This is a genomic window from Bacillus tequilensis (assembly GCF_012225885.1).
In the GTDB taxonomy this organism is placed as follows: Bacteria; Bacillota; Bacilli; order Bacillales; family Bacillaceae; genus Bacillus; species Bacillus tequilensis.
Map to the genome: position 1 here is coordinate 182286 of NZ_CP048852.1, position 20836 is coordinate 203121.

The window sequence follows — 20836 nt, forward strand, 5'->3', positions numbered from 1 at the left end:
CCCCTGTTCAATTGATAACTATTATCAATTGGAATTATAGAGAATGAACAGATATAACACCATGGACAAATTCCAAATTTATCATGGATAATCACCGGATAGTATGGAAATCGTTTGCTGAACCATCCGTTCGTGTCCGCAAGCCGAGTATTCATTCCAAGGGTCAAAGGATAGAAGATAAACACGGTTATTCCGCACCGCGCTTAGGCTTTGCCATGCTTCTGTCTGTTGCAATTGCTGGTAATAGGCAATGGTTTCAGGCTCTTTAAATAGAAAAAGCATAATGCAGTCAGCTTGGTCATTTGCGATATTTTCTAACGAAATGGCTTGATCTGAAGACATGTCTGCCGGTTTTGCCGAGCAGAATCCTAAATCTCCAAAGAAGACTTCGCGGATGCTTCGGTTATGTGCCAGATAGAAGTTTTGCTTATGCAGCCTCAGAAAGAGGAAACGCAGCCCCTGAGCGTGCTGAAGTGTTCTTTTGGCGGCTTCTGTCTGCTTGTTATAAGCCGCGAGCCACTTTTCTGCTTCGATCTCTTCTTTTAAAAATGAAGCGGTTTGCAGAAAGTGAGTTCTCCAGCTTTCTTTTGACGGAAGATACATGACTTCTGCGATGCGATTCAGTCGATTTTGTTCTTCGGGAGAAATAGAATCCATACTGAAAATTACATCTGGTTCAGCCTGTGATAACGTGTGAAGGTTTTCTTCCCATTTTTCATTAAACCGGTATGCGCTGAGCTGGACGGGTATATCTGTTGAATAATGCTGATAGTAGTATGAGGTCCATTTTGGATGCAGCGCGGCCGCAAACGGTATGTGATGAAGGGGAATGAGATGGCCTATGGTGCCCCTTCCGTATGCGGCTATTTTTTTTTCGCGTTTTTTCATATAACTTGTAGGTGAACAACCTGTATGTTTTTTAAAGATTCTGCTGAAATAAAATTCATCCTGATAGCCGGTTTGATGCGCGATTTCTTTTAATTTGCAGTTTGATTTCGCCATGAGCCGTTTTGCTTTGGTGATTCGCGTTTTTGTGATGAATTCTGTTACGCTCTGACCTGTCCATTTTTTAAAGCTTTCGCTATAGTGTTTGGCGCTGATTCCAGCCATTTGCGACAACTGGGTCAGAGTCATTTTTGTATCGGCATGTGTTTCAATATATTGTTTTGTTTTTTCGATTGCTGAATGTGTATCCGTCTGTTCAGATAAGCTGGCGGTGAAGAGGTCATAAATCAGGCTTTGTACTTCAATCACACATTTCAGCCGAGAAAGCTGAGACGATTCGTTCCATAGCTCAGCAAGCTCTTGAAGCCGGACTGCAAGGTTTTCGATATGTGAAACATGTACATGCTTCAATTTGGCTAATTCTGTTTCTGTACATGGTGTTAGGATATCTTGCCCGGTTTCCTTGATATAGCTTTGCAGTCTGATCAGACAGGCATCTATATTATGTCCTCTCTCTGCTGGCGTAAAGCCGAAGGTCTCGTGAGGCGGACAAACATAGAGTGTCTTTTTTTGCAAAGGGCTGACTCTTGTTCCGATCGAAATATGACCGTTCCCTTTTAAATGAAAGATCAGCACGAATGAATCGGCTAATTGCTGTTCTGAGAAGAGATCACTCGTTTTTTTCAGATATTCAATTTGTATAGGATGATAAATCACTGTGTGCTGCAAGAGGAGACCACCTTTTTAGAAACATTCAATTGATAATCATTTTCAATAAAATTGTACCAAATTAATGAAAGTTTTCCTATATAAAGCGGGTAGGTTTTTGTCATGAAATAAACCCTTACTTCATTTTAAAAGTAAGGGTCTTTTGTTCGGTAAGAAAATGTTACACGTGTAACATACGATGCTTACGTCTTAATAGATGAGATATTTTTTTCTCGTTTTGCTGAATTGTTGGAGTGGTTTTTCGTAGCTGTCTATGATGTCTTTCATAGAAGCGCCGTTTTCAATTTTTGTCCGGATCCAGCCGTTGCCTGCCAGTTTGTCAAATGATCCTGTTGAGAGGAACTCAAAATCCTCAGGATAGAGATCGTGTATGGTTTTAATGAGTGACAGACCTGTTCTAACCGCTTCAAGCTTTTCTCTGTCTGTCACATAGAGCTGCACCCCGTGGCAAAGTGTGCCTTGATGTTTAGAAAATGTCGGCGTAAAGGAGGCCGCCCTGAATGTCACACCAGGCAGGTTGAGGCTGTTTAACGTTTCTTCGAGTTCTGTGCTTTTAATGAAGGGAGCCCCAATCAATTCGAAAGGCTTTGTCGTCCCCCGCCCTTCGGATATATTCGTTCCTTCAATCAGTCCGGTTGCGGGATAAACAAAAGTGCTTTCCACCGTTGGCATGTTCGGTGAAGGGAGGACAAAAGGCAGTCTGGTGTCGTCAAAATCCATTTTGCGTTTCCAGTGTTTCATTTTCACCACTGTCAGATTGGCATCAATGTCAAATTCTTTGTTGAACAGTAAAGCCAATTCGCCAATGGTCATTCCATGCTTTAACGGAATGGGATACAGTCCGACAAATGAGGCGTATTCAGGCTCTAAGATCGGTCCTTCAGTATGTTTCCCGCCTTGTGGATTCGGCCGGTCCAGCACCATAAAAGGAATGCCGTTTTCTTTAGCGGCTTCCATTGCGTATGCCATTGTATAAATGTACGTGTAGAAGCGGGTCCCGACATCCTGAATATCAAATATGAGAACATCGACATTTTTCAGCATTTCTGGTGTCGGTTTCTTTGTTTTTCCGTAGAGGCTGTATACGGGAATCCCGGTTTTTTCGTCAATGTAAGAGCCGACTTCGTCTCCCGCCTGAGCGTCGCCGCGGACGCCATGCTCAGGGCCGAATAAAGCTGTCAGCTTGATATCAGGGCTCTCGTAGAGAATATCGACACTGCTTTTCAGAGATGCGTTTACCCCGGTGGGATTGGTGATCAATCCGATTCGTTTTCCTTTGAGATGCTTTTTATAATCTGGCAAAAGCGTGTCTATGCCGGTTTGGACTTTAGGTTTTTTAGCAGTTTGATTTCTGGAATCGGGTGATGCCGAGGCAGTTGTTATCGTTCCGAACATCATAAGCCCTGTGAGAAAAGCAAGTATTGTTTTTCTCATGTGTCCCCTCCTTGTTAAAGCTGTTTTCCCGTTTTGATATTTAATCCGTAGCCATATGGATAAAGGGTGTTTCCCGGTTTCATGACTGACGGAATGTCGACTGGAAGAGTGCCTTTAGGTTTTGTCTGACCGAATATCGCCCTAACGCCTGCCGGAATATTGGGTTGTAAATAACGTCCATTTGCGTATCCTTTAAAACCATAGACAGCAATGAGTGCTTTCGCTTCTTCAAAATTGGCTGCATCATATGGGTTGCGCAGGCTCATTAAAACAAATGGCTTGTTGTGCTGCAGTGCGGCTTTCATTACAGCCCTTGGAAATACGGTGGCCCATTTGCTTGAATCTGATACGGTGTCGTCGATGACAGGATCATTTTTTACGACGTAGGAGCCGGTAATGATATAATCAGCCGCTTCTATTTGTTTTTCATACTCGGCATTAAATACTTGGTTGGCAAAATTGATTTTGCTGAGGGACACGTGTTTCATTTTCTTTCGTTTGATGAGATCGCGAATGGTTTGTTCAATCGAAGCAGTTTGTTCTTCGTAAGGCGCGACAATTAAAATTTGGCTGTCTTTTTTAGGCTTAAACGGCAAGGTGTGCTGTTCATTTTTTAATACGGTTACTGCTTTTTCAGCTATTTTTTTCTCAGCTTTCAGGTGACGCTTGCTGCCTACAATTTTCTGGGCTTTCGTTATTTTTTCTTTTATGCTGTCGTCGTTTCGAGCCGGATATATACCGCGTTTTATTTTCAGGGAAATGATTCTTTCAACTGATTTGTTGATTTGATGTTCAGGAATGTCTCCGTTTTTCACGGCTTCTTTTAAAGCTTGGATGACACGTGCGAATTTCTGTTCTTCTTTTAAAGAAGTAACTGAGGCAGGCATCAATGCAATATCAACGCCGGCTTTTACAGCCATGACGACAGCTTCTTCCTGGCCGAAATGATCCGCTATTGCTTTCATATTGAGAGCATCGGTAACGATCACGCCATTAAAGCCCATTTCTTGACGAAGAAGACCTGTCATCACTTTTTTCGAGAGTGTAGCCGGCACCAGAATGTCCGATCCATCGAGTTTGCTTTTGTATGTGGTGTCGTCAAAGGCAGGAAATTGAACATGCGCTGTCATCACCATATCAGCACCGGCATCAATTGCTCTTTGAAAAGGATAAAGCTCAACCTCACGGAGCCGTTTTTGATTATGGGAAACGAGCGGCAGTCCGTAATGGCTGTCAACGTCCGTGTCTCCATGTCCCGGGAAATGTTTGAGGGCAGAGGCGATATTCTGCCGCTGCAAACCTTTCATCGTATATAAACCGAGTCGCGCTGTCAGTTCCCGATTCGAGCTGAATGACCGTACGCCGATCACCGGATTATCAGGATTATTATTAATGTCCACGACAGGGCTGAAATCTGTATTAATGCCTAAGGCAGAAAGCTCTTTTCCAATAATGCTGCCGGTCTGATAGGCATTGATTCTGTTTCTGGCTGCGCCCAGCGCCATATTCCCTGGGAAATTAGTGCCCTCCCCTAATCTCGTTACGATGCCGCCTTCCTGGTCAATACTCAGGATCAGCGGGATATTAGGACTCGCCTTTTGGTAAGCGTCTGTCAGCTGTAAAGTTTGCTTTGTTGTTTTTACATTTTCTGAAAAAAGGATAACGCCGCCGAATTGATATTTTTTGATGAGGCCGGCGACTTCCTCATTCATTTTTGTAAAGGCTTGCAGAGAGGACTCGCTTTTCTTTTGCCAATTTCTGAAATCGGGCATCAGCATCTGGCCGAGTTTTTGATCTAATGTCATGCGATTGACAATCTGTTTGGCGTCTGTTGAGCCGCTGGATGCAGCGGCTTCTGTCTGACTGGCGCCGAGAAAACATGAAAGAAAGAGAACGGCTGAAAGGATAAGCGGAAAGACAGGTTTCATAGAAACTTCCTCCTATCGTTGAATCGTTCATTCCATTGCTTCATAAATCGCGGTAATGACGCTCCCGTAACTGCCTGTTGGAAATTCATCACCTTCAAACACATTTGGATTTTCCTCTGGATCAGCAACTGGTGAATGCTTTTTGTTTGTTAATAATGCGATGCCTAAATGGTATGCTGGATCAATGACGGTAACCGTCCCTGTCCAGCCGGTATGTCCGTAAGCGTTTTCGCTGGCATAAGGGCCAAACATCCATTCCATGCTTTTACTTCCGTTTCGCCGCCAGCCAAGAGCAAATGTCTGATCTGTTGCTGAAGGCGCTGTAAACAGGTCAGCTGTTTTTTGATCAAATAAAGAAATGTTTCGGTATGACCCTTTGTTTAACATGACTTGCAGCAGTATGGCCATATCATCTGCATTTGAGAACAACCCGGCATGGCCGGACACACCATCCATTGAGTAAAACGCCTTTTCGTCATGCACTTCTCCTTGCAGCGTATCTGTACGTATGTTAGGGAAATGAATAACGCCGTCCCGTGTATTGCCCATGCGTTCAGTAGCTGCAAACTGCTTTTGTTTAAAGCCTTTTTCCAGTGGATTGTATAAGGTATGCTTCAGTCCCAGCGGCTTGTAGATCTCTTGCTCCGCGTAGACATCAAGCGGTTTACCGGTGACTTTTTCGACAATGCAGCCAAGGAGCATATATCCGATGTCACTGTATACGTGTTTTGTCCCTGTTTGATAATCGAGCGGAACTTTCGTCAAATATTTGATCGTTTTGTCCCGCTCCTGAGAATAGTACTTGCCGGCTTTTTCCGGCGTGTAAAAGTAAAAGCTTGAGGGGAGCCCAGACTGGTGCTGTAGGACATCGATGACACGAATCTTATCTTTTCCTTTCAAAAGGTCTCCGGGCTGATCCTTGAAATCAGGCAAATATGCAGAAACCTTTTCATAGACATCGAGCTTTCCTTGGCTGACTAAGCGCTGTAATGCAAAATTAGTAGCGTACATTTTCGTATTTGAGGCTAAGTCAAACATCGTGCGGGTTTTCATTTTTGCCGGACGGCGCAGCAGTTCTGCTCCTTCGTACTTTTTCCTGTAGCCATATGCTGTTTTTTTTATGATGCGGCCATCCTTCACGACGACAAGAACGGCGCCTGGGAATCCTGCTGCAATATCCCGTTCGATCATCTGATCAACCTTCCTTAATTTCTTTGGCGAGAATTGTGCAATTTCTTCATCTATGGTTGTCGTCTCGATTGTTGTTTGCGCGAAGGTTTCGTTTGGCGTCAATATAGATAGGGTTACAATGGCACAGAACAAGAACAGGGCCTTCGTTTTCACAAGGTTGCTCCTTTCGTGCTTCTATCGGGTTATTATCCCTGAACAGACATAATTTAATCGAACTGAGAAGCCATTTCATCTTTATATCCGAAGGCGTAGGTCAATAAAAAGCCGGCTACAGTAGAAATAAAGAGTCCGATGATATATAGGATGATTTGCGAAGGCAGGACGAGAAAGGAAAGCGGCAGCCCGGAGACCCCGATCGCACTGGTGGCTACTTGAAAATAAGCTTGAAAAGCGCCGCCGATTCCAGCTCCTAAGCATGCTGTTATAAACGGACGGCCGAGCGGCAGCGTGACGCCGAAGATAAGCGGTTCACCGATGCCGAGCAGCCCCGAAGGCAGCCCTCCAGCGATTGCTTTTCTCAAGGTTGTTTTTTTTGTTTTTACAAAAATGGCAAAGGCAGCGCCTACCTGTCCTGCGCCTCCCATCGCCAGAATAGGGAGCAAAGGATCATTGCCGATTGAATTGATCAGTTCCATGTGCACTGGCGTTAAGCCTTGATGCAGTCCGGTTACGACGAGAGGAAGGAAGGCTGCGCCCAGAATAAAGCCGGCAGCGATGCCGCCGATGTCCAAGATGGAGAGAAGGCCTGATGTAATGGCGTCAGAAATGAAGCCGCCTAAAGGCATAAATACGACATACGTGACGATTCCGGTGAGTAACAGTGAAACGGTTGGGGTGACAATGATATCGAGTGATTGAGGAATAAAACGGCGGATAAATTGTTCGGTGTAAGCAATGAATATGGCTGCGAAAAGAACCCCGATCAGACCTCCCCTTCCCGGAAGAAGCTGTTCTCCGAATAAACTGATCTTTGCGATCTCCGGATTTATAATCAAGATCCCTGCCAAAGCTCCAAGGGCGGGTGTCCCGCCAAATTCTTTCGATGCGTTGATGCCGACGAGAATACCGAGATATGTGAACAGCCCTGAGCCGATCACTGTCAGGATAATGGCGATTTGTGATTCTGCTGAGAGCCATTCGGCTTGAATGATGGCTTTTGTAATCCCGGTGATTAAACCGGAAGCCACGAGTGCGGGAATAAGAGGAATAAAGATGCTGGCAACTTTACGTAAGAATAGTTTAAAAGGAGTGGCGTTTTTTCGGTTGATATCGGCTTTCTTTTTTGCCGCTGCTTCTTTGACATCGACAACTTCTTCTGACAGCTTTGAGAAAGCGGCTGTCACATGATTAACGACTCCGGTGCCGAGGATGATTTGTAAGGTTTCAGCTTCGACCACCCCCAATACGCCGTCAAGCTCCCTTAAAGCCTGAGCATCTGCTTTATTTTCATCGTAAATCGTAATACGCAGGCGTGTCATGCAATGCGTATACGAAGAAATATTGGATTTTCCTCCGCATAGCGCAAGGATTTTCTTTGCGAGATGATGGTAGTTGTTTTCTTTGCTCATCAAAACCCCTCCTCTTCAAGCCGTCCTATTTTTTTCTCATAGATTGTATGGCTGCTCTTGTTTTATCAATATAGCCGGTTGTTTCTTCATACTGCTCAGCCGCCATGCCTAAAAACAAAACATCAATCATAAAAAGCTGGGCGAGGCGGGAGGAAGTGGCTGCGCTTCGAATCAAGGCTTCGTTGGAATGTGCCGTGTACAACGGGACATCAGCCAGCGCGGAGACGGATGTCTGACTGAATTGTGTAAGGCTGATCGTTGTGATGCCCTTTTCCTTAGCCATGGTGAGCAGTTCAATCATTTCCTGCGTCTCTCCCGAAAACGAAATGGCGAATACGATGTCATCCTTATCTGCATTTGCGATGAGTGATGCCACAAGATGAGTGTCTGTAAACGCGGTTGCTTGTTTATGAATGCGAAGCCATTTTTGCTGGGCGTCCTTGGCGACAATTCCTGAAGCTCCGACGCCGATAAAATGAACGGTATGAGCTTTGAGAAGCAGAGAAACCGCTCGGTCAAGCTCTTTGTAGTCCATCAGGTCCGAAGTATCCTGGATAGCTTGAATGGCGTTGCCTGCCGCTTTTTCAGAAATGGAGGACAGCGGTTCGTGAGGCGCAATGTCCCGGTAGCCTTGTACAGCAGGCTTTGCCAGATCGCCTGCCACTCTCATTTTTAAATCTTGGAATCCCTTTAATCCGAGTGATTTGCAGAGCCTGATGACGGCGGCGTCACTTGAATTGGCTAAGGTGCTGATTTCACTGACGGTGCTTTCGATTGCTTTGTGGGGATGAGTTAGGATATAATCTGCAAGTTTACGTTCGGATGGAGGTAGCTTATGCTTCATGGATTGGATAATCGCTAAACCGCCTGATGCCATTCTTGGTCTCTCCTTATCATGGATGGTAATTTTCGATTGCTTTATCAATGAAACCGTTTGCTTCATCGAGCAATGTCTTGGCTTGATTCTGATCTGTGCTCGTTTTGAGCATGACGATTGCCGTCTTTACGTGATGATTGGCTTGTTCGAGTGTGTTTCTGGCTGTGTCGTATGAAGCGTTGGTGAGGCTTTGGATGATGCTGATGGCGCGTTCTTTTAGCTTTTTGTTGCTGACGTTGACGTCTACCATCAAGTTTTCGTAAACCTTGCCGATTTTGACCATTACTGTGGTGGAGATCATGTTTAGAATCATTTTATGAGCGGTTGCCGCTTTCATACGTGTTGATCCTGTAATGGCCTCAGGTCCGACGACAACCTCAATGCGGTGATCCGCGTTTTTGCTGATGGCGGAATTTTCATTACAGGTAAGGGCGATGGTGTGTGCTCCGACTTTGCGGGCGTATGTTAGAGCGCCAGCAGCATAAGGTGTGCGGCCGCTTGCTGCAATAGCAATGACGGTGTCGTTTGAAGTGAGTTGTATGTTTTTTAAATCCTTAGCTCCTGCTTCTTCACTGTCTTCAATTCCTTCAGCCGCCTGCAAAAATGCTTTGGGGCCTCCAGCCATGATTCCGATGACCTGATCCGGGCTTACGCTATAAGTGGGAGGACATTCAACAGCATCCATGACACCGAGTCTGCCGCTTGTGCCGGCGCCTGTGTATATGAGGCGCCCTCCATTTTGAAATGAGTCATATGCGCAGTCTACAGCTGTTTTGATATCGGGTAGAACCCGCTGAACGGCGGCAGCGACTTTCTGATCTTCGTCGTTGATCATTTGGAGGATGCCGAATGTGCTTGCTTTGTGGATTTCCGCTGTTTGGCGATTGCGTGATTCCGTTGTAAGATGATGAAGGTTTAATAGTTCTGATTCTGACATGAGGATGCCCCCTGTTCAAAAATGATATATCCCAATATTCAGTATATTCATTTATGTCATGATATTTCAACTATGTTTTTGAATTTTTGAAATTTTATTTCATTCAAGGTGATAAGAAATAATGCAGAATGAGCTGTTCGCCAAGCGGTCCGATTCTTCTCCGCCCTTTATCAAGGAACCCGCATTTCATATAAAGGTGCTTTGCGCGTGTGTTCAAATGATTGACGGCCAAAATGATTTCATCACACCATGGAAAATAACCGCCCACAAAAGCGGGAAGCTGAAGCATTGCTTTTTTTGCATAGCCTTTTTCGTGATGCACAGCGTTTAAAGACAGGGAACTGAGCAGTAAAGCAAATGGATTGTTAGAATAGGGCGCAAGCGTTTCTCTTGATGTGTGTAAAATAAAAAAACCGACTGGCAGATCGTTTTTTAAGATGACAACCGGATACCGGTCCTGTACGCCCAAAGCTTGAGTCAGCACCTCTTTGGGAAGAGCGGTAAAGCGTTTGTCATCATTGTTTAGCGTGAATGATTGAAGCTCCGGCAAGTGTTCAGGCTTATAGAAGGATAAAGAAATGTCTGAAGTCATGTGGCGGCCTCCTTACAATATATCGTCTAGCTGGTTTTCTGAAATGACACGGTAGCCCGCTTGTTTTAACAGTGCTGCGGTTACTCCGCTGCCGGTGATTTTTTTGCCAGAAAACGTGCCGTTATAAATAAATCCGCTTCCGCACGATGGACTGTTTTCTTTTAAGATGATGGCAGAGGCGCTGATTTCTTTTGCGTAAGCTAACGTTTTAGCGGCACCTTTCATATATAGTTCTGTGACATCTTCCCCAGAAGCTGTCACGATTTTCGCGTTGCCATTGAGAACATCCTCACCGGTGCCTCCGATGATTTCTGCAGGCTCACGGGGAGTTGAGAAGCCGCCGAGAAGCTCAGGGCAAGCCATGACCGCTTTATTTTCATCGACGAGTTTTCTGATTTTCGCTGACGCGGCGTGAGAGCCGTTATATCTGCATTCAATGCCTCCAAGACAAGAACTGACTAGAATCATAATGGTTTCTCCTCTCTTACTTTGCTTGTCTCTATCATAAAATAAATGACTAATGGCAGGAGGCTTTTTCAGTTAAAAAAGGAGTTAAAAAGTTTGAAAATAAAAAATTTAATTTTCCCCTTTACAAAGGGGGGATAACCTGTATATAATAACTTTTGTCAGCTCGACGAGAACACAAACGGCCCGTTGGTCAAGCGGTTAAGACACCGCCCTTTCACGGCGGTAACACGGGTTCGAATCCCGTACGGGTCACCATTTGGAGGATTAGCTCAGCTGGGAGAGCATCTGCCTTACAAGCAGAGGGTCGGCGGTTCGAGCCCGTCATCCTCCACCATCTTGCCGGTGTAGCTCAATTGGTAGAGCAACTGACTTGTAATCAGTAGGTTGGGGGTTCAAGTCCTCTTGCCGGCACTGTGTTTCTTACTATTAATATGGAGGGGTAGCGAAGTGGCTAAACGCGGCGGACTGTAAATCCGCTCCCTCAGGGTTCGGCAGTTCGAATCTGCCCCCCTCCACCATTATTGGGCTATAGCCAAGCGGTAAGGCAACGGACTTTGACTCCGTCATGCGTTGGTTCGAATCCAGCTAGCCCAGTCACAGACACCTTTGACCAAAAGGTGTCTTTTTTCTTTTTTTAAATCATTTCAACTTCTAACTGTTCAGTCTGTATAATAATTTTAAAAATATGTTAAGGTAGTTTATTCACGAATTACCATCTACACCCTGCCAAAAATTTGATAAACTTATTCTATAAAAAAGTTGAAACCTTTTGAAACGAAGCTCGTATACATACAGACCGGTGAAGGCAGAGGTTAGATAAATATGGAAATGATGATTAAAAAGAGAATTAAGCAAGTCAAAAAAGGCGATCAAAATGCATTTGCAGACATCGTAGATATTTACAAAGATAAAATTTATCAGCTTTGCTACCGTATGCTTGGCAATGTGCATGAGGCGGAGGATATTGCACAGGAGGCTTTCATCAGAGCGTACGTTAATATCGACAGTTTTGATATTAACCGGAAATTTTCAACTTGGCTTTACCGAATTGCCACCAATTTGACCATTGACCGCATTCGCAAAAAGAAGCCAGATTATTACCTCGATGCAGTGGTGGCTGGTACGGAAGGCTTGACGATGTATTCGCAAATCGCCGCAGACGGAGTTTTGCCTGAGGATGCAGTTGTGTCGCTGGAGCTCTCACACACGATTCAGCAGAAAATTTTAAAGCTTCCTGACAAATACAGAACCGTCATCGTATTAAAGTATATTGACGAACTCTCATTAATTGAAATCGGCGAGATTCTGAATATTCCTGTTGGGACTGTAAAAACGCGGATTCACAGAGGCAGAGAGGCTCTCAGAAAACAATTAAGGGATCTTTAAGTGGGGTGATGAAATGAGCTGTCCTGAACAAATTGTGCAGCTTATGCATATGCATCTTGATGGAGATATCCTTCCAAAAGATGAACACGAATTAAAGGAACATCTTGAGACATGCGAGAAATGCAAAAAGCATTTTTATGAGATGGAAAAATCCATAGCGCTCGTCCGGAGCACATCGCATGTTGAAGCCCCCGCAAATTTTACCGCTAACGTCATGGCAAAATTGCCTAAGGAGAAGAAAAGAGCTTCTGTGAAAAGATGGTTCAGATCCCATCCCGTTATCGCAGCTGCTGCGGTATTCATCATTTTGATGGGCGGAGGTTTTTTTAACAGCTGGCATAATGACCACAATTTCAGCGTGTCCAAGCAGCCGAATCTAGTGGTGCATAACAGCACTGTGATCGTGCCTGAGGGTGAGACGGTCAAAGGTGATGTGACTGTCAAAAACGGCAAGCTGATCATTAAAGGAAAAATAGACGGGGATGTAACTGTCGTAAACGGCGAAAAGTATATGGCCTCTGCTGGACAAGTCACCGGTCAGATTGAAGAAATCAATCAATTATTCGACTGGACATGGTACAAGATGAAGTCTGCGGGGAAAAGCATATTCCATGCATTAGATCCAAACGGAAAAGAGTAAAGCGTATCAGCCGCTTTGCTCTTTTTTTGCGGGCTGAAAGGGTGGGCACATTTCACTTGCCAAATCGAAATGTGGTATAATGGGCTCGCTATGTAAAGTACATATGCGTAACACGTAAAACACAAAATACGAAATGACTGAATTCGTGGAGGACGAGGAAATGGCTTTTGAGGATATCCCTTTTTTGCAGTACCTCGGCAATGCCGTTGATATTCTCCTTGTTTGGTATGTGATATATAAATTGATTATGGTGATACGCGGCACGAAAGCGGTCCAGCTGTTAAAAGGAATTGTTGTGATCGTGCTTGTCCGTATGGCCAGCCAATACTTGGGTCTCAGCACACTTCAATGGCTGATGGACCAAGCGATAACATGGGGATTTTTAGCAATTATTATTATTTTTCAGCCTGAGCTGAGAAGAGCGCTTGAACAGCTCGGCCGCGGCCGCTTTTTTTCAAGGAGCGGTACGCCTGTCGAAGAAGCGCAGCAGAAAACCATTGAGGCCATCACAAAAGCGATCAATTATATGGCGAAACGCCGTATAGGCGCTCTGCTGACCATTGAGCGGGATACTGGAATGGGGGATTATATTGAGACCGGCATACCATTGAATGCCAAAGTCAGCTCTGAGCTGCTGATCAATATTTTTATTCCGAATACCCCGCTTCATGACGGTGCGGTGATCATGAAGAATAATGAAATTGCCGCGGCCGCCTGTTATCTGCCGCTTTCTGAAAGCCCGTTTATTTCGAAAGAACTGGGTACGCGGCACAGAGCGGCTGTCGGCATCAGTGAAGTAACAGACAGCTTGACGATTATTGTGTCTGAAGAGACCGGCGGCGTCAGTGTGGCGAAGAACGGCGACCTTCACAGAGAGCTGACTGAAGAAGCGCTGAAAGAAATGCTTGAAGCCGAGTTTAAGAAAAACACCAGAGACACTTCTTCTAACCGCTGGTATTGGAGGGGCAAGAAAAATGGATAAATTCTTAAACAACCGCTGGGCTGTGAAAATTATCGCTCTGCTTTTCGCACTCTTGCTTTATGTGGCGGTTAACAGCAATCAAGCACCGACTCCGAAAAAACCGGGTGAATCTTTCTTTCCGACATCAACAACAGATGAGGCAACACTGACTGATATTCCGGTCAAAGCGTATTATGATGATGAAAATTATGTCGTGACGGGTGTGCCGCAAACGGTTAATGTCACGATAAAAGGTTCGACAAGCGCCGTGAAAAAGGCTAGGCAGACAAAGAACTTTGAAATATATGCCGATATGGAACATTTGAAAACCGGCACACATAAGGTCGAGCTTAAGGCCAAAAACGTGTCGGATGGGCTGACAATTTCAATCAATCCGTCTGTTACGACAGTGACCATTCAAGAACGGACGACTAAAAGCTTTCCCGTAGAAGTGGAGTATTACAACAAAAGCAAAATGAAAAAAGGCTATTCCCCGGAGCAGCCGATTGTCAGTCCGAAAAATGTGCAGATTACCGGATCTAAAAATGTAATCGATAATATTTCTCTTGTGAAAGCTTCAGTGAATTTGGAAAATGCAGATGAAACGATTGATCAGGAAGCGAAAGTGACTGTCTATGATAAGGATGGAAACGCGCTTCCTGTTGATGTAGAGCCATCGGTCATTAAGATTACTGTTCCGGTGACGAGCCCGAGTAAAAAAGTGCCCTTTAAAATTGAACGGACAGGAAGCCTTCCAGACGGTGTCAGCATAGCAAATATTGAATCCAGCCCCAGTGAGGTAACGGTTTACGGCTCGCAGGATGTGTTGGATTCTCTTGAATTTGTTGACGGCGTCAGCTTAGATTTAAGCAAAATCAACAAGGATTCCGATATCGAGGCAGATATTCCGCTTCCTGACGGCGTCAAAAAAATCTCGCCGTCAAAGGTGACATTGCATATAGAAGTTGATAGTGAAGCGGATCAGAAGTTTGAAAATGTCTCAATTAAGACTGTGGGGCTGAGCAGCTCGCAAAACATCGAATTTCTTGATCCTGAATCGCAAGCGATAGATGTGACGGCTAAAGGCTCCCCCGCCAATATAAGAAAACTGAAGAAATCAGATATAGAACTGTATGTGAATGTTTCAGATTTAGAGGACGGGGAGCATAGCGTGCAGCTTGAAGTGAACGGGCCGCAGAATGTAACCTGGTCCTTGGGGCAGAAGAATGCCAAAATCAAGCTGACGTCTAAAAAGAGCACTACATCCAGGAATGGCAACAGCAGCAATACATCAGGGAGCCAGGATGACACAGATAAGCAAACGAATGATCAAGATAACAAACAGCGAGAAGATACAACAAACAATGATAAAAACAGCAATGATCAAAAACAAGACGAAAATAAAGATCAAAACCAAGATCAGGATGAGTCCGCTGCGGATTCACAATCCTCATCAGAATAAAAAAGGAGCGATTATAAAATGGGCAAGTATTTTGGAACAGACGGTGTAAGAGGTGTCGCCAATAGTGAGCTTACACCTGAGCTGGCCTTTAAAGTCGGACGTTTCGGCGGGTATGTGCTGACGAAAGATAAACAACGTCCAAAAGTGCTGATAGGCCGCGATACACGGATCTCCGGCCATATGCTGGAGGGAGCCCTTGTCGCCGGACTTTTATCCATTGGCGCAGAAGTCATGCGTCTGGGTGTCATTTCTACACCTGGTGTATCCTATTTAACAAAAGCGATGGACGCAGAGGCAGGCGTCATGATTTCCGCTTCTCATAACCCAGTGCAGGATAACGGCATCAAGTTCTTCGGGGGTGACGGATTTAAGCTTTCTGACGAACAGGAGGCTGAAATTGAACGCCTGATGGACGAACCGGAGGATAAGCTGCCAAGACCGGTCGGAGCCGACCTCGGACTTGTAAATGACTATTTTGAAGGCGGACAAAAGTATCTGCAATTCTTAAAGCAGACTGCTGATGAAGACTTTACAGGCATTCATGTGGCGCTGGATTGTGCGCATGGCGCAACATCGTCCTTGGCGACACACCTGTTTGCTGATTTAGATGCAGATGTATCAACAATGGGGACTTCCCCGAATGGATTAAACATTAATGACGGCGTCGGATCGACTCATCCGGAAGCGCTCAGCGCATTTGTCAAAGAGAAAAACGCTGATCTCGGGCTTGCGTTCGACGGTGACGGCGACCGCTTGATTGCTGTCGATGAAAAAGGAAATATCGTTGACGGCGACCAAATCATGTACATATGCTCAAAACACCTGAAAACTGAGGGCCGTTTAAAGGATGATACAGTGGTTTCCACTGTGATGAGCAACCTCGGCTTCTATAAAGCGCTCGAAAAAGAAGGCATCAAAAGCGTACAGACAGCTGTCGGCGACCGGTACGTAGTGGAAGCGATGAAAAAAGACAGCTACAATGTCGGCGGAGAACAGTCAGGACATCTTATTTTCCTTGATTACAACACAACAGGCGACGGATTATTGTCCGCTATCATGCTGATGAACACATTGAAAGCGACAGGCAAGCCGCTGTCAGAGCTTGCGGCTGAAATGCAAAAGTTCCCGCAGCTGCTGGTCAATGTGAGAGTAACTGATAAATATAAAGTCGAAGAAAACGAAAAAGTAAAAGCTGTTATTTCTGAAATTGAAAAAGAAATGAACGGCGACGGACGGATTTTGGTGCGTCCTTCAGGCACTGAACCGCTCGTCCGTGTAATGGCTGAAGCGAAGACGAAAGAGCTGTGCGATGAATATGTCAATCGCATTGTTGAAGTCGTCCGGTCAGAAATGGGATTAGAGTAACGAAGTCTATCATCAGAGAGCGAACGAGACAAGCGGGACTTACATATGATAATTGTGAAACATGCGGCAAAGTTGTTTAAAAAACAATTGACCGTTCATGGCACATGCTGTAAAATCAAGCTTGTCTTGTTCTCATTTCTCTGAGGAAGAAAAGACGGGATTATTGCTTTACCTATAATAATAGCGCCCGAACTAAGCGCCCGGAAAAAGGCTTAGTTGACGAGGATGGAGGTTATCGAATTTTCGGCGGATGCCTCCCGGCTGAGTGTGCAGATCACAGCCGTAAGGATTTCTTCAAACCAAGGGGGTGACTCCTTGCACAAAGAGAAATCACATGATCTTCCAAAAACATGTAGGAGGGGACGATTGAAAGTCCCCTTGAAATTTGACTTTCTTCGTCTCCTTTTGCAATCTTAGGAGGAAGAAAATATGTGTGGAATCGTAGGTTATATCGGTCAGCTTGATGCGAAGGAAATTTTGTTGAAAGGGTTAGAAAAGCTTGAATACCGCGGATATGACTCTGCCGGTATCGCTGTTGCCAACGAACAGGGAGTCCATGTGTTCAAAGAAAAAGGACGCATTGCGGATCTTCGTGAAGTTGTGGATGCCAATGTAGAAGCGAAAGCCGGAATTGGCCATACTCGCTGGGCAACACACGGCGAACCAAGCTATCTGAACGCTCACCCGCATCAAAGCGCACTGGGCCGCTTTACACTTGTTCATAACGGCGTGATCGAGAACTATGTTCAGCTGAAACAAGAGTATTTACAAGATGTAGAGCTAAAAAGTGACACTGATACAGAAGTAGTCGTTCAAGTAATCGAGCAATTTGTAAACGGAGGACTTGAGACAGAAGAAGCGTTCCGCAAAACACTTACACTGTTAAAAGGCTCTTATGCAATTGCTTTATTCGACAACGACAACAGAGAAACGATTTTTGTTGCGAAGAACAAAAGCCCTCTATTAGTCGGTCTTGGAGACACATTTAACGTCGTAGCATCTGATGCGATGGCGATGCTTCAAGTAACAAACGAATACGTAGAGCTGATGGATAAAGAAATGGTTATCGTCACTGACGACCAAGTTGTCATCAAAAACCTTGATGGTGACGTGATTACACGTGCGTCTTATATTGCTGAGCTTGATGCCAGTGATATCGAGAAAGGCACGTACCCTCACTACATGTTGAAAGAAACGGATGAGCAGCCTGTTGTTATGCGCAAAATCATCCAAACGTATCAAGATGAAAACGGCAAGCTGTCCGTGCCTGGAGATATCGCTTCTGCTGTAGCTGAAGCAGACCGCATCTATATCATCGGCTGCGGAACAAGCTACCATGCAGGGCTTGTCGGTAAACAATATATTGAAATGTGGGCAAACGTGCCGGTTGAAGTGCATGTAGCGAGTGAATTCTCTTACAACATGCCGCTTCTGTCTAAGAAACCGCTCTTCATTTTCCTTTCTCAAAGCGGGGAAACAGCGGACAGCCGCGCGGTTCTTGTTCAAGTCAAAGCGCTCGGACTCAAGGCACTGACAATCACAAACGTACCGGGATCAACGCTTTCTCGTGAAGCTGACTACACATTGCTGCTTCATGCAGGCCCTGAAATCGCTGTTGCGTCAACGAAAGCATACACTGCCCAAATCGCAGTTCTTGCGGTTCTTGCATCTGTAGCCGCTGACAAAAACGGTATTGATATCGGATTTGATCTCGTCAAAGAACTTGGTATCGCTGCGAACGCAATGGAAGCCCTTTGCGACCAGAAAGACGAAATGGAAATGATCGCCCGTGAATACCTGACTGTATCCAGAAACGCTTTCTTCATCGGACGCGGCCTTGACTACTTTGTATGTGTCGAAGGCGCACTGAAGCTGAAAGAGATTTCTTACATCCAGGCAGAAGGCTTTGCCGGCGGAGAACTGAAGCACGGTACAATTGCCTTGATCGAACAAGGCACACCAGTATTCGCATTGGCAACGCAAGAGCACGTAAACCTAAGCATCCGCGGAAACGTCAAGGAAGTTGCCGCTCGCGGAGCAAACACATGCATCATCTCACTGAAAGGCCTGGACGATGCGGATGACAGATTCGTACTGCCGGAAGTAAACCCAGCGCTTGCTCCGTTGGTGTCTGTTGTTCCATTGCAGCTGATCGCTTACTATGCTGCGCTTCATCGCGGCTGTGATGTTGATAAACCACGTAACCTTGCGAAGAGTGTTACTGTGGAATAAAGTGTTTAACCCCTTTGGTTGTTTAGCCAAAGGGGTTTTTGTATACCCGTCGTTTATAAGTGAACGGATCGTTTTATTTTGCTTTCTCTGTATTCCAAAGGATTCCCACGAACTGGAATATGAGTTTTGGTTGACAATGTTTAAAATTTAGCATATCTTATACTTAACTCAATAATCGGAGCAGATGTTTATTTTTGCTCATAAAATTAGGACTTTAGCATTCTTTTAATATTTAATTTTAATTCTTAAATCTTGATAGGATGAAAAAGTATCCTAATTAAAAACGAAAAGGAACATAAGTCGATTTATTTTATAATTCAAGGCACTAAATTGACGATATTCCATTCCTTTAGACGGAACTTAAAATATTGTATATAGTAAAATGACCAATCATAAGGTAGCACTTCAAAAAACTTCGCTGAAGTTAGTTGAAGTGAAGCCGACAATTTTCAAGACTCAATGACTAAGATCATCATTGAGTTTTGATGTTGTCGGCTTTTTTTATTTGGAAAAATACGTAACTCCATTCAAAGAGATAAATAAAATTGTACTAAATTACAGAAGAGAATTTTACCTAAGGGAGAATTTGAAATGTTGTTTTCGCTGAGTTTGTCATCATTATTAACATTATTTTTTATTATGCTTATGATTTCCGGGATAAGTGGATTATTGTTTTTGGTTCCACGAGTTCCCTTGAGCTATGTTCGCATTCATATTGGGATTTTGGTTTTACCGCTTTTGGTTTCCTTTCTGCTGCTTATCAATAGCAATGTGAATGCAGATATTGGCCTTTGGCACTTAGATTCCATCGCTTGTTTAATGACTTTCTTTGTTCTCGCAATTGGATTCGTCATTCAGCGTTTTTCTGTGCGTTACTTAATGGGAGATCGTTCTTATCGAAAATATTTTACGCTTTTCACGTTCACTACAGGTGCTGCTTCTATTACATGGTTAAGTGGCGATCTTCGCTTGATGGTTATCTTTTGGGGAGCAACTCTTGTCGGTTTAACCTTACTTATCAGGTTGAACAGTGCTTGGCATGTGGCTGGTGAAGCAGCCAAGGTTTCTGGCCGGTTATTTTTGTTAAGCTGGTTTTCTTTGTTTTTCGTGATGATTTGGCTTTTTCAAGTCACAGGTCAATGGCGGCTATCATTGGTTTTAATAAATGAAAGTTTAACTCAACTGGGGATTTGGGAGCGAACAGGGATACATTTATTGATTGTGTTAGCAGTGGTCATACCTGCTGCTCAATGGCCATTCCAAAGATGGCTGATTGAGTCTATTGTTGCTCCAACTCCTGTTTCTGCGATTATGCACGCAGGTTTAGTAAACGCAGGCGGGATTATACTCACTCGATTTTCACCTTTATTTCATGGTGGTATCGCATCAATTATTTTACTTCTGCTTGCCGGTATCTCTGTATTGATTGGAGCTGGTATTAGTTTAGTTCAGGTTGACTATAAACGCCAGTTAGTAGGCTCCACGATTGCGCAAATGGGATTTATGCTCATTCAGTGTGCATTAGGGGCCTATATAGCGGCCATTATTCATCTTATATTACATGGTTTATTCAAAGCTACGTTGTTTTTACAGGCTGGTTCAGTCGTACAGCGTCATGAAGGATCGACGCGGGCTAATGAGAGATCATCCTATTTATGGATTGTGGCTGGTCGTACGTTAGCCTTAGTGATAGGCGTTGCTTTTTGGCTCGCTGCTCCTGGAGAGGGGTATCAAATCATTAGTGCGTTGATCTTAGGGTGGTCATTGTCCGTTTCTTGGACTCAGCTTGTAGCTTTTGGAGAGGGGAAATGGGGTCGAATTGTTGGTTTAACATTTTTAGGAGGAGCAGCCCTCGTCTATTTTATCATTCATAACCTCTTCTATCATTGGCTGCATACAACCGTTTTACAAAGTGTTCACCCTCCAATGTCAGCTGTCATCATTGTTGTATGTCTATTGTTATTTGGCGGTGTTCTGAGTACGTGGGTTGTTCGTCATCGTTCTTCCGTTTTCTCCGCGGTAATCTATCTTTGGTTACTGCGATTAGGGGAAGCAAAACGAAAGACAGTAGAGAATCACCCAGACTACCTTAAACAATATTTATCATAAGGAGCTAATCTG

16 protein-coding genes and 5 tRNA genes are annotated in these 20836 nt (G+C 44.5%); 12 read left to right on the plus strand and 9 right to left on the minus strand.

Going from position 1 to position 20836, the window contains the following annotated elements; translation table 11 throughout:
* Positions 1-81: 81 nt before the first annotated feature.
* The 9 genes from btr to G4P54_RS01090 form a co-directional block, all read right to left on the minus strand.
* A complete protein-coding gene (gene btr / locus G4P54_RS01050; RefSeq protein ID WP_024715651.1) occupies positions 82-1674 on the minus strand; it encodes a bacillibactin transport transcriptional regulator Btr in 1593 nt (530 codons plus the stop codon).
* A 189-nt stretch (positions 1675-1863) separates the two neighbouring features.
* Positions 1864-3108, minus strand: coding sequence for an exo-beta-N-acetylmuramidase NamZ family protein (locus tag G4P54_RS01055; RefSeq protein WP_167871504.1), 1245 nt, complete (start codon positions 3106-3108; stop codon positions 1864-1866).
* Between the two features lie 14 nt (positions 3109-3122).
* Positions 3123-5036 (minus strand): glycoside hydrolase family 3 protein, encoded by a 1914-nt coding sequence (locus G4P54_RS01060; protein ID WP_167871505.1) that lies wholly within the window; start codon positions 5034-5036, stop codon positions 3123-3125.
* Between the two features lie 27 nt (positions 5037-5063).
* Complete coding sequence (gene pbp4b / locus G4P54_RS01065) at positions 5064-6380, minus strand: penicillin binding protein PBP4B (RefSeq protein WP_167871506.1); 1317 nt, start codon at positions 6378-6380, stop codon at positions 5064-5066.
* 53 nt (positions 6381-6433) lie between these two features.
* A complete protein-coding gene (locus G4P54_RS01070; protein WP_167871507.1) occupies positions 6434-7795 on the minus strand; it encodes a PTS transporter subunit EIIC in 1362 nt (453 codons plus the stop codon).
* A 25-nt stretch (positions 7796-7820) separates the two neighbouring features.
* On the minus strand, positions 7821-8672 hold the full coding sequence (locus G4P54_RS01075; RefSeq protein WP_167871508.1) for a MurR/RpiR family transcriptional regulator: 852 nt from the start codon (positions 8670-8672) through the stop codon (positions 7821-7823).
* 16 nt (positions 8673-8688) lie between these two features.
* On the minus strand, positions 8689-9609 hold the full coding sequence (gene murQ, locus G4P54_RS01080) for an N-acetylmuramic acid 6-phosphate etherase (RefSeq protein ID WP_167871509.1): 921 nt from the start codon (positions 9607-9609) through the stop codon (positions 8689-8691).
* Between the two features lie 103 nt (positions 9610-9712).
* Entirely contained in the window at positions 9713-10201 is a 489-nt protein-coding gene (locus G4P54_RS01085) for a GNAT family N-acetyltransferase (protein WP_024715644.1), read from the minus strand.
* A gap of 12 nt (positions 10202-10213) precedes the next feature.
* Complete coding sequence (locus G4P54_RS01090; RefSeq protein WP_167871510.1) at positions 10214-10669, minus strand: 2-thiouracil desulfurase family protein; 456 nt, start codon at positions 10667-10669, stop codon at positions 10214-10216.
* A 180-nt stretch (positions 10670-10849) separates the two neighbouring features.
* Between G4P54_RS01090 and G4P54_RS01095 the strand changes: the two genes are divergently transcribed.
* From G4P54_RS01095 to G4P54_RS01150, 12 genes are all read left to right on the plus strand, one after another.
* Positions 10850-10924 (plus strand) — tRNA-Glu (locus G4P54_RS01095).
* 3 nt (positions 10925-10927) lie between these two features.
* Positions 10928-11003 (plus strand) — tRNA-Val (locus G4P54_RS01100).
* Between the two features lie 4 nt (positions 11004-11007).
* Positions 11008-11080 (plus strand) — tRNA-Thr (locus G4P54_RS01105).
* A 22-nt stretch (positions 11081-11102) separates the two neighbouring features.
* Positions 11103-11187 (plus strand) — tRNA-Tyr (locus G4P54_RS01110).
* Between the two features lie 4 nt (positions 11188-11191).
* Positions 11192-11263: transfer RNA gene (locus tag G4P54_RS01115), tRNA-Gln, on the plus strand.
* A gap of 228 nt (positions 11264-11491) precedes the next feature.
* Positions 11492-12055: an RNA polymerase sigma factor SigW gene (gene sigW / locus G4P54_RS01120; RefSeq protein ID WP_024715642.1), complete on the plus strand. Its 564-nt coding sequence runs from the start codon at positions 11492-11494 to the stop codon at positions 12053-12055.
* A 13-nt stretch (positions 12056-12068) separates the two neighbouring features.
* Entirely contained in the window at positions 12069-12695 is a 627-nt protein-coding gene (gene rsiW / locus G4P54_RS01125; protein WP_024715641.1) for an anti-sigma-W factor RsiW, read from the plus strand.
* Between the two features lie 160 nt (positions 12696-12855).
* Positions 12856-13677 carry a diadenylate cyclase CdaA gene (gene cdaA / locus G4P54_RS01130; RefSeq protein ID WP_003223651.1) on the plus strand — a complete coding sequence of 274 codons (822 nt, stop codon included), beginning with the start codon at positions 12856-12858 and terminating at the stop codon, positions 13675-13677.
* Positions 13670-15118, plus strand: a complete 1449-nt coding sequence (gene cdaR, locus G4P54_RS01135; protein ID WP_167871511.1) for a CdaA regulatory protein CdaR — start codon at positions 13670-13672, stop codon at positions 15116-15118. The genes cdaA and cdaR overlap by 8 nt, the downstream gene beginning before the upstream one ends.
* 18 nt (positions 15119-15136) lie before the next feature.
* Positions 15137-16483 (plus strand): phosphoglucosamine mutase, encoded by a 1347-nt coding sequence (gene glmM, locus G4P54_RS01140; protein ID WP_167871512.1) that lies wholly within the window; start codon positions 15137-15139, stop codon positions 16481-16483.
* A 429-nt stretch (positions 16484-16912) separates the two neighbouring features.
* Positions 16913-18715 carry a glutamine--fructose-6-phosphate transaminase (isomerizing) gene (glmS, locus tag G4P54_RS01145; protein ID WP_024715638.1) on the plus strand — a complete coding sequence of 601 codons (1803 nt, stop codon included), beginning with the start codon at positions 16913-16915 and terminating at the stop codon, positions 18713-18715.
* Positions 18716-19306: 591 nt separating this feature from the next.
* A complete protein-coding gene (locus G4P54_RS01150; RefSeq protein WP_167871513.1) occupies positions 19307-20824 on the plus strand; it encodes an NADH dehydrogenase subunit 5 in 1518 nt (505 codons plus the stop codon).
* The last annotated feature ends 12 nt before the right edge of the window (positions 20825-20836 follow it).

Bases quoted from the DNA above. Each gene is read 5' to 3' on its own strand.
- G4P54_RS01055 (WP_167871504.1), bottom strand. From the start codon at position 3,108: ATGAGAAAAACAATACTTGCTTTTCTCACAGGGCTTATGATGTTCGGA.
- G4P54_RS01060 (WP_167871505.1), bottom strand. From the start codon at position 5,036: ATGAAACCTGTCTTTCCGCTTATCCTTTCAGCCGTTCTCTTTCTTTCA.
- G4P54_RS01070 (WP_167871507.1), bottom strand. From the start codon at position 7,795: ATGAGCAAAGAAAACAACTACCATCATCTCGCAAAGAAAATCCTTGCG.
- G4P54_RS01075 (WP_167871508.1), bottom strand. From the start codon at position 8,672: ATGGCATCAGGCGGTTTAGCGATTATCCAATCCATGAAGCATAAGCTA.
- murQ (WP_167871509.1), bottom strand. From the start codon at position 9,609: ATGTCAGAATCAGAACTATTAAACCTTCATCATCTTACAACGGAATCA.
- G4P54_RS01085 (WP_024715644.1), bottom strand. From the start codon at position 10,201: ATGACTTCAGACATTTCTTTATCCTTCTATAAGCCTGAACACTTGCCG.
- G4P54_RS01090 (WP_167871510.1), bottom strand. From the start codon at position 10,669: ATGATTCTAGTCAGTTCTTGTCTTGGAGGCATTGAATGCAGATATAAC.
- sigW (WP_024715642.1), top strand. From the start codon at position 11,492: ATGGAAATGATGATTAAAAAGAGAATTAAGCAAGTCAAAAAAGGCGAT.
- rsiW (WP_024715641.1), top strand. From the start codon at position 12,069: ATGAGCTGTCCTGAACAAATTGTGCAGCTTATGCATATGCATCTTGAT.
- cdaA (WP_003223651.1), top strand. From the start codon at position 12,856: ATGGCTTTTGAGGATATCCCTTTTTTGCAGTACCTCGGCAATGCCGTT.
- cdaR (WP_167871511.1), top strand. From the start codon at position 13,670: ATGGATAAATTCTTAAACAACCGCTGGGCTGTGAAAATTATCGCTCTG.
- glmM (WP_167871512.1), top strand. From the start codon at position 15,137: ATGGGCAAGTATTTTGGAACAGACGGTGTAAGAGGTGTCGCCAATAGT.
- glmS (WP_024715638.1), top strand. From the start codon at position 16,913: ATGTGTGGAATCGTAGGTTATATCGGTCAGCTTGATGCGAAGGAAATT.
- G4P54_RS01150 (WP_167871513.1), top strand. From the start codon at position 19,307: ATGTTGTTTTCGCTGAGTTTGTCATCATTATTAACATTATTTTTTATT.